The sequence below is a fragment of the Microbulbifer variabilis genome (assembly GCF_052467165.1).
Genome location: NZ_CP174301.1, coordinates 4,005,001 through 4,017,027, shown reverse-complemented (window position 1 = coordinate 4,017,027; position 12,027 = coordinate 4,005,001). Strand labels below are relative to the sequence as shown.

The following is a 12,027-nucleotide window of genomic DNA, read 5'->3' as shown; positions in this document are numbered from 1 at the left end:
TTAGGTTGTTTTCGCGTGCCATGAGGCGAGGGCCTAGCGGCACTTATCGTATTTTCTTTATAAACTAAACTTTGTGGTCCGATAAAGATCGGGGTTGTTCTCGCCTGAATTCTCCTGACTCATCGATCTATGGCATTTTCTGTTGAGTGATCGGGGGTACATTATCAGTAAACGCATGGTATTAATGCTGCTGGGATGCTTACTATTGTTTGGCGGTATTTTTGCTTATAAGTTTTTTGGCCGCTACATGATGAATCAGTTTCTCGACACCATGTCTCTACCGGTGGCTACCGTCACCTCCGCCACTGCACAAATCCAGAACTGGCGTGAGGATCTGAGTGGAGTTGGAACAGTTCGCGCGGTAAATGGCGTCGAAGTCACTACTGAGGCTGAGGGTGTCGTCAGCGCCATTCATTTTAAGTCAGGACAATTTGTGCATGGTGGAGATCTTCTGGTAGAAATTTTTGCTGAACCGGAAAAAGCTCAGTTACAGGTGCTGGATGCAGAGTTACGTCTTGCACGGCGTAATTATGTCCGTATTAAAACCTTAACCAAGCGTGGAGTTACTACTGAAGCAGATCTGGATAGTGCTCAGAGTACTTTGGATCAGGTAATTGCCAATATTCAAGTACAGCGAGCTAGGGTTGATCAGCGCCGTGTGGTGGCACCTTTCAGTGGTGTGCTCGGTATTCGCCGTATTGACTTGGGTGAAAATGTCAGTCCCGGTGAGGCGGTAGTTTCCCTGCAACAGCTGAATCCTATCTTTGTGGACTTTTCTCTGCCTGAGCAAAAATATTCAATGGTTAAGGCGGGGTTGCCGATTTACCTGACTACAGATGCATTCCCCGGTAATACCTATCGTGGGAAAATCACCGCTGTTGACCCTCGCGTAGATAATGCCAGCCGTAATTTCCTTATTCAGGCAACCCTAGACAATCCAAAAAAACACTTGCGCCCGGGTATGTTTGCCCAAGTCTCAGTAGAAATTGATGCGAGTCGACGGGTTTTGGCCGTACCGCGAACATCTTTGGTTTTTGCACCTTATGGGGTGTCAGTTTTTGTTTTGGAAAAAGATGATGCAAGCGGAGAGTTAATCGCGAATAAGCGCTTTGTGAAGACGGGTGAGGAGCGCGGAGATATGGTGGAAATTGTGCAGGGACTTCAAGAGGGAGATATTATCGCTAGTAGTGGTTTGCTAAAACTTCGCAATGGTAAACGGGCCAATATTAACAACGAAAATAAACCGCCGGAAAATTTACATCCAAAACCTGGCAACAGTTGATTCCCTCCGAGAGCAGCGGTGAATTTTACTGAGATTTTTATTCGTAAACCGGTACTGGCTTGTGTGGTCAGTCTTTTTATTTTTCTGTTGGGGTTGCGTTCAATTGCCGAGTTGAATGTGCGCCAATACCCCAAACTGGAAAATGCGGTCATCACAGTGACTACCGTATATGTGGGTGCTGATTCCGACCTAGTCCAGGGGTTTATCACCACGCCCTTGGAACAGGAAATTGCCACTGCAGATGGCATTGACTATATGGTGTCTACCAGTGTGCAGGGGCTTTCTACCATCAATGCCTATGTGCGCTTTGATTTTGACCCTAATGAGGTTTTGACCCAGATAGTTGCCAAGGTGAACAAACTGCGTAGCGATCTCCCTGATGAGTCGGAAGACTCCAGTGTGGAGATGCAGCAGGGGGAAACTACGGCGGCAATGTATCTGTCATTTTCCTCAAATATTCTTGCCAATAACCAGATCACCGATTATTTGACTCGGGTAGTGCAGCCAAAGCTGGCCACTATTGCCGGGGTGCAGCGTGCTAGATTACTCGGTGATAGCACTTTTGCCATGCGCGCCTGGCTAAAACCCAGGGAAATGGCAGCACTTGAGGTAACCCCGGCAGATATTGCCAATGCCTTGCGGGATAACAATGTTCTCTCTGCAGTGGGTGCGACTAAGGGTTCGCGGGTTGCCATGGAAATTCGAGCGGATACGGATATAGCCAAACAAATAGACTTTCGTCAGTTGGTGGTACGTGCATCCGGTGACCAGCTGGTGCGCCTTGGGGACGTGGCAGAAATAGAATTAGGTGCAGAATCCTATGACAGTTCGGTGACCTTTAACGGGCAGTCGGCCACCTTTATTGCAGTGGAGGTTGCGCCCAATGCAAACACTCTTGATGTTATTAAGCGAGTTAGAAAGAAGCTTGAAGGTGAGATTTTTCCGCAACTGCCGGAGGGGATGCTAGGAGAAATTCCCTATGACAGCACGGAGTATATTCAGGATTCAATTACTGAAGTGGTGGAGACCATCATTGAGGCTGTCATCATTGTTATCGTGGTGATCTATTTGTTTCTTGGTTCTTTACGCAGTGTTTTGATTCCAGCAGTGGCTCTGCCCCTATCTTTGGTAGGAGCAATGTTTCTCATGTTGTTGATGGGTTTTTCCATCAACTTATTGACGCTTCTCAGTATGGTTCTGGCTATAGGAATAGTGGTGGATGATGCCATTATCGTTCTAGAAAATGTCCACCGGCATATAGAGGAGGGATTATCGCCAAGGGAGGCGGCTATCGTTGGCGCACGTGAACTGGCCTGGCCAGTAGTTGCTATGACCACCACGCTGATTGCTGTTTATATCCCTATAGGTTTTCTTGGAGGGCTGACTGGCACTCTATTTATTGAATTTGCTTTTTCCCTTGCCGGTGCCGTGCTTTTGTCTGGAGTTGTGGCACTCACACTATCACCAATGATGGCTTCGAGAATATTAAAGCCCAGGGATGGAGGTGGGACTCGCTTGGAAGCTTGGTTAGAGCGACAATTTGGGCATTTACAAAAAGGATTTGAAAAGCGTTTGCATAACTCACTGGAAGAACGCGGAGTGATTTTGGTATTTGGCTTAATTGTTTTGGCAAGCTGTTACTTTCTATTCGTTACTTCACCGCGAGAATTGGAGCCAACAGAGGATCGTGGTCTTGTGCTCACTATTTCCACTGCCGATGCCTATGCAACTCTGGATTATGTAGAGCAATTCAGTGGGGAATTGGTGGATATTGCCGAGAGTTACAGTGAGGTCGAGAATATTTTTCTGCTTAATGGGGCCGGCACTTTTAGTAGCGGAGTCAATAATGCCACTGCGGGGTTTGTACTTGGTTCATGGGAAAAGCGCGATAAAGATACTGAGCAGATGCAGGAACTGATTAGTAAGGATGTAGCGCAAATTGCGGGCTTGAAAGTTGCTGTTGTAGTGCCGCCGAGCTTGCCCACTGCGGGGGGGCAATTACCGGTGGAATTCGTGATTGGTGCCACTGAGCCAATGGAAAACCTTGCGTCTGTTGCCAGCGAGATAATGACGCAAGCTCTCGAAAGCAGAAAATTTATTTTTCTCGATTCAGACCTGAAGATAGATAAACCAAAGATTGTGGTTGAAATAGACAGGGATAAGGCTGCCACTATGGGTGTAGAAATGGTGGACCTTGGGCGCGATCTGGGGGCCATGTTATCAGGTGCCTATATCAATCGCTTTTCCTTGGATAATCGCAGTTATAAAGTAATTCCTCAGGTGGAACGGATTGATCGTCTCACTGCAGAACAGCTGGGGCAGTATTATATCCGGGCGGTTAATGGTGACCTGGTTCCGGTTAGTACACTGGTCCGCCTTAAGGAAACAGTAGAGCCACAGCAGCTAAAACGTTTTCAGCAGCTCAATGCTGTGACTATTTCCGGAGTGCCACGCCCGGGGGTCACCCTGGGGGAGGCTTTATCGGTTTTGGATAACGCTGCTCAGGAAATATTACCAGAGGAGTATTCGGTGGATTACTCGGGCCAGTCCCGTCAATTTAAGACAGAGGGCTCGGACTTAGTAGTGACTTTTTTCTTTGCACTCGTTGTTATTTATCTGGTATTGGCAGCACAATTTGAGTCCTGGCGTGACCCACTGATTATGTTGGTTACTGTGCCTATGAGTGTTTGTGGGGCAATGATCTTTGTCAGCCTGGGACTTACTACATTGAATATTTATACCCAGGTGGGCTTGGTCACTTTGATCGGGGTTATTTCCAAGCACGGTATATTAATTGTGGAATTTGCCAATAAATTACAGATGGGGGGGATGGACAAGCGTACGGCTATTGAAGAGGCTACCTCTATTCGACTGCGGCCGGTATTGATGACTACGGCATCATTGGTTCTAGCTATGGTTCCCCTATTAATTGCTTCAGGCCCAGGTGGAGGAGCCCGCTTTGCAATGGGGTTAGTAGTCGCGACCGGAATGACTATCGGTACTCTATTTACCCTATTTGTGGTACCAGCCATGTACCTTTATCTGGGGCGGGATTATCGAGCAAAGGCGGAGGCTGTTGGAGTTATTAAAGGGTAGCTCGATAAATGGTTTCACGCATTAAGCGTGTCCCCTGAAGTATTACTGCGCCTGAACTCGCTGGGAGTAACACCTTCGTGCTTTTTAAAAAACCGGGTAAATACTGCACGTTCGGCAAAGTGCAGTTTAACCGCAATGCTCTCTACTGATTCGCTGCTGGATAACAACAGGCGCTTGGTGAGAGCTAGAGTGACACTATCTTTTAGCTGTTGAAAAGTTACCCCCTGTTCACGCAATCTCCGCTGCAGGGTACGACCGCTGGTACGGAAATGGGCGGCGGCTTGCTTGATCGTGATCTCTTCGCTCAGCAGGTGTTTTTCCAGCCAGGAACGCAGGCTCGCAGCTAGGTTGTAGCTCGACAAAGTACTGTGTAATACGGTTTTCAAAATATTGCGGCTCTGGCTGCGTAGTAGCTTGTGGTAGCTGGGAATAGGAAAGTCCAGGGTTTGAGGTCCCAGGATAATGGAGTTTTCCCTGCTGCCGAATTCGACCGGGCATTGGAAAATACGGGTATAGATAGTGTCGTCTTCTGGTTTTGTCCTGCGCAGTTTTACACCGCGAACTTCAGCGAACTGGGGGTTCAAGGTGCGTAATAACTCCACAGCGCGGGTCATCAACATTTCTGCGATAAATGCATTTACAGAATCACTGAATAACTCTTGGCGCCAGTTCAGGGTAAGAATTTCTGAATCTGTTTCTGTTCGTGTTTCAAAACGCAGTAGGGGGGCCAGGGTTTGTGACAGCACAATTTCGGCGGGACGCAGAATTTCCCGCGGGCGCCGTAGAGATGGCTGTGCCTCAATGATGGTTTCCTCAAGCCACAGAATGATTGGAAATCGGCTAAAGCTGAGTCCCGGTGAGGAGACTGGAGAAAGCGCTACCAGGTTATTCACTAGGGCATTGAATTCGCTATAGCTGAGCCGCTCGCTTTCGCGAGGATTCCAACTGAATGCAAATGGCAGGCGCTTGATCAGGGTCTCGGTTGGAATTCCGAGCCTGGCGGCAGCGACTACAAAGTAGGGGGCAAATATTTTGGGCACGCCGGCATGGCCGGACTTATTTTTATTTTGGTCTCTCATGACTCTTTGCCGTCCGGGTGGCGTTGGCAGGATCATAGCAAAGGCGTCCTAAACAACGAAAATAAAAATGCGGAATATGACGAGTCGGTCGCGTCAGGTGGCGTGCTTGGTCATCTTCTGGCGCCATTAATCCTATTACCAGCCCAGCGTCTGCGGCTAACGTGCAGGGGTCTGCAGCGAAAAGTAGAGAAAAATTCACGAAACCCTGCAGTCATAAATTTCTACTTATAAAACTATAAAGGCTAATAACAATGACACTGTCTAAACGACTGGGCGCAGGCCTGTCTGTTTTTTTCGCTGCGATGATGGGCGCTTCTTCAGCGGTAGCTGAGAACTGCTATATCCTGGTCCACGGACATGGAGTTGAAGGGCACACAACCAGCGTCAAAGCTGATGGGAGTTTAGTGCAGCCAGCACTGGACTATTGGAGTGAAACCTACTTTGACGAGTATAAAAACAGCAGTTTTATAGACCAGCTGGTAGCGAATGGCGGTAATTACGGTGTGGTAGGCTACAACTCCACCGATGAAGGTGAATTGCCTTATTGGCACGATCAGACTTCCGGGGAAATTGCCCGTCAAATTATTCAGATACGTAATGGGGAAGGTGATCGCTTCGAGCACGGTAACCAATGTGCTGCCAATGATACTTTCTGGATTGTTTCCCATAGCCAGGGCGCTGCACAAATGATGTATATAGCCGGGAATGCTGTGGTGGGCTCTCCTTACTACAATCGTGCTTATAAGCAGTACGATACCAACACTGAGATGCAAGAGGTTAAAAAATGCTCGACCACCTGGTATGGCAGCACCAGCTGTAAAAAGGTGACTGAAGAAGTACGAGTGGCCGGACTCAATGATAGTAATGCGATTGAAGTTGATTTCGACACTGCGATTAGTGGTGTAGCGGCGATTTTCACCACCGGAGGTGCGATCACCGGCACTGAGGGTGTGGATCGTATTTGTAATGGCTCCTGGTATGACGATGTTATCAATGATCTTTTCCTAGGCCGGGAGTGTTCTGCAGTACGCTATATGCAGACCAATGACATCTATACAGTGCGTAACTACGTGGGCACTAACCTGGGAGCACCTGTTTATACGATTGGTGGCTACGCCACTTTCCCAGGCGTAGAGAGTGCTTCCTCAGCCCTGCTGAATGGTGAAGATGATGGTTATATTAACCTTGCTTCGCAGATGAACTGCGCTGGCTCTGGTAAACGTAATCTCTGGTCCAACCTGAAGCAATACGACACCTTTATGGGTATTGCCTATGGTAGTGCGACTTTCTCATGCAATAACGACAACAAAGGTACTGCGCGCTCCTATAACCTCGCCAGCATTCATGTTGACCATGACGCCCAGCGCAATGGCGGTATCATGTCTCCAGGCTACGATGGTATCCCCGATGGCCTGGATTGTGGTGTGGGTAAAAATAGTGCCGGTCGTATCGCAGCTTGTACTCAATAAATATTTGTCAGGAGCGAGTAGATGTCCGTCAGCAGTAAACAACGTAACAAGAGGCGTACAGCCTTAGTTGTCAGTGTCCTATTTATTGCCGCTGCCATTTTTTTCTGGCGAGTGGGGAATAGTGGGGACCTGCCCACCGCGGTTGCTGCTGAAGCTAAAACAGTTTTTCCGTCCCTTCCCAAACAGGTGGAGATAAAAGAGTCTCAGGTGGAAAAGGAAGAGCTGGTTGATGATGAGTCCATCAAAGTTTGGCAAGAAATTCAGGCGCGTCCAGTAAAAACTGAATTACATCAGTCCCTGCTATCTGATCTAGCAAAGTTCCACCGTTACCCACCGGAGAACCGCGCTATCAAGAACCCCTCTCAGGATCCAATCACCCAGACCCATGCGCCAGATCAGCGCACCACTCATAGTGACAATGGTGATGCATTAACACTGTGGACTGAAAGAAAATTCTATTCCTATGGTGAAGTGCTGAGAGCTTATGCCTTCCAGACTGACAGCGACGGGGCTAAGGTGCCCGCAGATCTGACCGCGCTAATGGTTCTGGACGATCAGCAGGTAGTGGGAACCCTGACATTTAGCGATACAAATGGTGATTTAATTTACGAGGTGGAAATGGAGGCTGGCTCCTATCAGGGGCAGCCTCTGCCAGCTGGCATCTACAAAATCATTGTGGATACGGATATTGACGGTCTGCGTGATGCAGCCGCTTTTACTCTGTCGGAGGATACCGGGAGCTATACCGGGAACCTAAGGGATTCATTGACCTCCGAGGGCAATCTGCTTATCGAGGCTGAGGTGGAAATCCTTGAGCAGGGCCGCTTTTATTTCCGCGCCTCCCTTTATAATGATGAGCAGTCATCTATTGGCACAACCCAGAACGCCCTGCAGCTTCCTCCAGGACGCCACTGGATACCCTTCGACTTTTATGGCCTCATGATCCGCGATGCCGATCAGGATGGCCCCTACCTCGTGAAGCAGTTAAGTATTTCCAGAGTCACAGTGCCTCGAACGGAAAGGCTTTTCGAGCCAGGATACTACACCGAACGCTACAGCCTGGAGCAGTTCAACGATACTCCCTATAAAGAGCTGTAGCGGCAATTATTCGCGGGAATTAGCAGTTCTCGCGAATGCTCTTTTGTTCTTGGTTAATACGTTGCTGCCTCTCATCCTCACCGAGCACGCGGTGATTGCCGTTCTCGTCGACTTCCCTAACGCGTGCATGGCTGGTCAGCGCCTTTAAGTTATCCTGCGAATTTTGACAGCGTTGCGCGCGTGCGGCTGCTTGGGCACGGGCAACCTGCTCGTCTACTTCTGAAGGTTGTTGAGGAGTGGGCTGGCCTTGAGGCTGAGTTTCAATTGCAGGTTTGGTGGTTTTTGCTTCTTTCGCAGCTCGGGTCGCTTGTTGCTCCGCTTCCCACTGCTTGTAACGCTCTGATTTAGGTTTCTTGATTACCTCTACTTCGGTACTGCTAGGTGGCTGCTCGCCGAAATGCACGACCCCATTTTCGTCCACCCATTTGTAGATGCCGCTGGCCTGTGCTGTTAGCGCCAGGCTGGAAATTAGCATTGCGAGAGCGATGCGCATTGGAGTACCCCTCTTGGTCTTATCTTTCCTTACTGGCCACATTGTAACTGCGTCAGGGGTTTTTCCTGCAACCCTCTTAACACTTTCAGTCACGCCTATTGACAGCAAGGGAGCAGTTGGCACAATCGAAAGTTTCCTCGGCGAGTAGTAGTCACCGCAGACTCGCGGTCCAGACGCTGATTTTCAGGTGGATTACCCTTCCATCACATTTCCGTCGAGAGGCTCTCCCTACCCCTGGAGGCCTGCTAGCCTGCAACTTGGACACGGTTGTGTCTGGTTTCGGCTGGGTGTTTTGCTGTGCGCGATGATTTCATCCTAAAAATCGGCATGCAAACACGCAACAGGCTGATATTTGTCACCATTTTCTTTTATAATCGCCATTTAGCATTCTCGTTATATGGTGGATTCATGGCTTCTTGGTGATGTCTGTCCTACCAAGCAAGAAAACTGAGGAGACTCAAGTGGAATTACTTTCCGGCGGCGATATGTTGGTTCGCGCGCTGCAGGATGAAGGGGTAGATCTGATTTTCGGCTACCCAGGCGGCTCGGCACTGCATATATATGATGCTATTTTCAGGCAGAAGTCGATAAAGCACATTCTGGTGCGCCACGAGCAGGGTGCGACTCATGCCGCGGATGGCTACGCCCGCTCGACAGGCAAGGTGGGTGTGGTACTTGTGACTTCTGGTCCGGGTGCAACCAATGCGATCACCGGGATTGCGACCGCCTATATGGATTCAATTCCCATGGTGGTGATTTCAGGTCAGGTTACATCTGACAAGATCGGCGAAGATGCGTTTCAGGAAACTGATATGGTCGGCTGTTCGCGTCCGATTGTGAAACATAGTTTCCTGGTTAAGAACGCTGAAAACATTCCCGAAATTATCAAGAAGGCCTTTTATATTGCCAATACAGGTCGCCCTGGCCCCGTCGTGGTTGATGTGCCCAAGGATGTGACTAACCCGGCAGAACGATACCCTTATCAGTATCCTGAAAAGTTGCGCATGCGCTCCTATACCCCGGCAGGCAAAGGACATGGTGGGCAGATACGCAAAGCGGTGGCGCTGCTGTTGTCGGCGCGTCGACCGGTGATCTATGCCGGTGGTGGCGTAGTTCAGGGCGGAGGTTCGGAGCTGCTTACTGAATTGGCCCGTCGATTGAATTTTCCCGTGACCAACACATTGATGGGGCTGGGAGCTTACCCAGGTAGTGATAAGCGCTTCCTGGGCATGCTGGGAATGCACGGCACTTTTGAAGCCAATACCGCTATGCACCATGCAGATGTGATCCTGGCGGTGGGAGCGCGCTTCGATGATCGCGTCACCAATACCCCGAGTAAATTCTGTCCCGGTGCCAAGATTATTCATATCGATGTTGATCCGGCCTCCATTTCAAAGACCATCGTTGCCGATATTCCTATTGTTGGCACTGTGCAATCGGTGCTGTCCGAGATGCTGGACACCCTTAAATCTGGCGATGAGCAACCGGACCAGTCGGCAATAGTGGACTGGTGGCGCCAGATCGACGATTGGCGTGAGCGTCACGGTCTCTACACGGCGCCGCGTTACCAAACCGACGGTGCACTGATTATGCCGCAAGACGTAATTCGCGCGGTATACGATATTACCGAGGGCGATGCTTACGTTACCTCGGATGTAGGCCAGCACCAGATGTTTGCTGCCCAGTATTATCACTTCGATAAGCCGCGCCGATGGATTAATTCCGGTGGTCTCGGCACCATGGGTTTTGGTTTGCCCGCAGCTCTGGGGGTGAAAATTGCCCACCCGGATAAAGAGGTAGTGTGCGTAACAGGGGAGGGCAGTATCCAGATGTGTATCCAGGAGCTGTCCACCGCTACTCAATACCATTTACCGGTCAAAATCCTCTGCCTTAACAACCAGGCCCTCGGCATGGTGAAGCAGTGGCAGGAAATGCAGTACGAGGGACGCCTCTCCAACAGCGTCTACGAGGAATCTCTTCCGGACTTTGTAAAGCTTGCCGAAGCTTACGGTCACCTCGGGGTCAAGATTGAGCACCGAGATGAACTGCATGGAAAACTGCAGGAAGCTTTTGCAGAAAAAAATCGCACGGTATTTATCGATGTCTATGTCGACCCATCTGAGCACGTGTACCCGATGCAGGTCATGCCAAACGGCTCTATGCGTGACATGTGGCTGAGCAAAACCGAGCGGACCTAGGGGGCAGGGAAATGCGAAGAATTATTTCGGTACTGATGGAAAATGAACCGGGCGCCTTGTCTCGTGTAGTAGGGCTGTTTTCCCAACGTGGCTACAACATTGAAAGCCTAACGGTGGCACCGACAGAAGATGCCACCCTATCGCGCCTTACCATGGTGACCATTGGTGATGATCACAAGATTGAGCAGATAACCAAAAACCTGAACAAGTTGATTGATGTGGTGAAACTGGTGGACCTGACGGAGGGGTCTCACATTGAGCGTGAATTACTGATGGTGAAGGTGCGTGCGAATGGCGCCCAGCGCGATGAGGTAAAGCGCAGTGTGGATATCTTCCGCGGCCAGATTGTGGACGTCACCAGCAATATGTACACCGTACAGGTGGCCGGTACCAGTGAAAAGCTCGATGCATTTCTTCAGGCACTTGGCGAGCACACGATTATGGAAGTTGTCCGCTCAGGAGTATCCGGAATCGCCCGGGGTGAAAAAGTTTTAAGTGTATAGATGGCAGGAAACAGGAATTTAGCAATGCATGTTTATTACGATAAAGATTGTGATCTCTCTTTAATTCGCGAAAAAAATGTAGCGATTATCGGTTATGGTTCCCAGGGCCACGCTCACGCCAATAATCTTCAGGATTCCGGCGTGACCAATGTAGTTGTAGGTCTGCGTGCGGGTTCCGGTTCTTGGGCTAAGGCAGAAAGTGCCGGGCTGCGTGTAGCTGAAGTGGCAGATGCGGTTAGAGATGCAGACGTGGTTATGATTCTGGCACCGGATGAGTACCAGGCCAACATCTATAAAGAGCAAGTGGCTCCAAACCTTAAGTCGGGTGCCGCTCTCGCTTTTGCGCACGGTTTTAATGTGCATTTTGAACTCATTGAACCGCCGGCGGATGTCGATGTAATTATGGTTGCCCCCAAGGGCCCGGGCCACACCGTGCGTTCTACCTATCTTGAAGGCGGCGGCGTTCCGACCTTAATTGCTGTATATCAGGATGCATCGGGTAAAGCCAAAGAGCTCGCCCTTTCCTATGCGTCTGCAAATGGTGGTGGCCGCTCAGGGATTATTGAAACCAACTTCCGCGAGGAGACCGAAACGGATCTGTTTGGTGAACAGGCTGTGCTCTGTGGAGGTGTTTCTGCTTTGGTAACTGCAGGTTTTGAAACTCTGGTTGAAGCGGGTTATGCGCCTGAAATGGCCTATTTTGAATGCCTGCATGAACTCAAGTTGATCGTTGACCTGATGTATCAGGGCGGAATAGCGGACATGCGCTATTCTATTTCGAATACCGCTGAGTATGGTGATTATGTAAC

At 49.7% G+C, this 12,027-nt stretch carries 9 protein-coding genes (1 of these 9 only partly in view); 7 read left to right on the top strand and 2 right to left on the bottom strand.

Annotation, left to right across the window (positions count from 1 at the left end; all coding sequences use genetic code 11):
* Nucleotides 1-142: 142 nt before the first annotated feature.
* Nucleotides 143-1,282 carry an efflux RND transporter periplasmic adaptor subunit gene (locus ACJJIP_RS17890; RefSeq protein ID WP_245556641.1) on the top strand — a complete coding sequence of 380 codons (1,140 nt, stop codon included), beginning with the start codon at nucleotides 143-145 and terminating at the stop codon, nucleotides 1,280-1,282.
* An 18-nt stretch (nucleotides 1,283-1,300) separates the two neighbouring features.
* The gene (locus ACJJIP_RS17885) at nucleotides 1,301-4,378 is read left to right on the top strand and encodes an efflux RND transporter permease subunit (RefSeq protein WP_020411458.1); all 3,078 of its coding nucleotides are present in this window, start codon (nucleotides 1,301-1,303) and stop codon (nucleotides 4,376-4,378) included.
* A 14-nt stretch (nucleotides 4,379-4,392) separates the two neighbouring features.
* On the opposite strand, the gene ACJJIP_RS17880 is transcribed toward ACJJIP_RS17885, so the two are convergent.
* Nucleotides 4,393-5,457, bottom strand: a complete 1,065-nt coding sequence (locus ACJJIP_RS17880; protein WP_444945735.1) for an AraC family transcriptional regulator — start codon at nucleotides 5,455-5,457, stop codon at nucleotides 4,393-4,395.
* A gap of 251 nt (nucleotides 5,458-5,708) precedes the next feature.
* Here ACJJIP_RS17880 and ACJJIP_RS17875 point away from each other — a divergent pair, with 251 nt between their 5' ends.
* The gene (locus ACJJIP_RS17875; RefSeq protein ID WP_444945734.1) at nucleotides 5,709-6,926 is read left to right on the top strand and encodes a hypothetical protein; all 1,218 of its coding nucleotides are present in this window, start codon (nucleotides 5,709-5,711) and stop codon (nucleotides 6,924-6,926) included.
* A gap of 21 nt (nucleotides 6,927-6,947) precedes the next feature.
* Entirely contained in the window at nucleotides 6,948-8,024 is a 1,077-nt protein-coding gene (locus ACJJIP_RS17870; protein ID WP_282951709.1) for a hypothetical protein, read from the top strand.
* Nucleotides 8,025-8,043: 19 nt separating this feature from the next.
* On the opposite strand, the gene ACJJIP_RS17865 is transcribed toward ACJJIP_RS17870, so the two are convergent.
* Nucleotides 8,044-8,559: a DUF4124 domain-containing protein gene (locus tag ACJJIP_RS17865; protein ID WP_444902264.1), complete on the bottom strand. Its 516-nt coding sequence runs from the start codon at nucleotides 8,557-8,559 to the stop codon at nucleotides 8,044-8,046.
* 419 nt (nucleotides 8,560-8,978) lie between these two features.
* On the opposite strand from ACJJIP_RS17865, the gene ACJJIP_RS17860 reads away from it, so the two are divergent.
* The 3 genes in view from ACJJIP_RS17860 to ilvC are tightly spaced (at most 24 nt apart) and all read left to right on the top strand, a layout consistent with a single transcriptional unit that may run on beyond the window.
* Complete coding sequence (locus tag ACJJIP_RS17860; RefSeq protein WP_282951707.1) at nucleotides 8,979-10,715, top strand: acetolactate synthase 3 large subunit; 1,737 nt, start codon at nucleotides 8,979-8,981, stop codon at nucleotides 10,713-10,715.
* A gap of 11 nt (nucleotides 10,716-10,726) precedes the next feature.
* Complete coding sequence (gene ilvN / locus ACJJIP_RS17855; RefSeq protein WP_020411464.1) at nucleotides 10,727-11,218, top strand: acetolactate synthase small subunit; 492 nt, start codon at nucleotides 10,727-10,729, stop codon at nucleotides 11,216-11,218.
* A 24-nt stretch (nucleotides 11,219-11,242) separates the two neighbouring features.
* Nucleotides 11,243-12,027, top strand: partial view of a ketol-acid reductoisomerase gene (gene ilvC, locus ACJJIP_RS17850; RefSeq protein ID WP_282951706.1) — the 5' portion only. The gene runs 241 nt beyond the window's last position; the window shows 785 of its 1,026 coding nt (coding positions 1-785); the start codon lies at nucleotides 11,243-11,245; its stop codon lies off the right edge, out of view.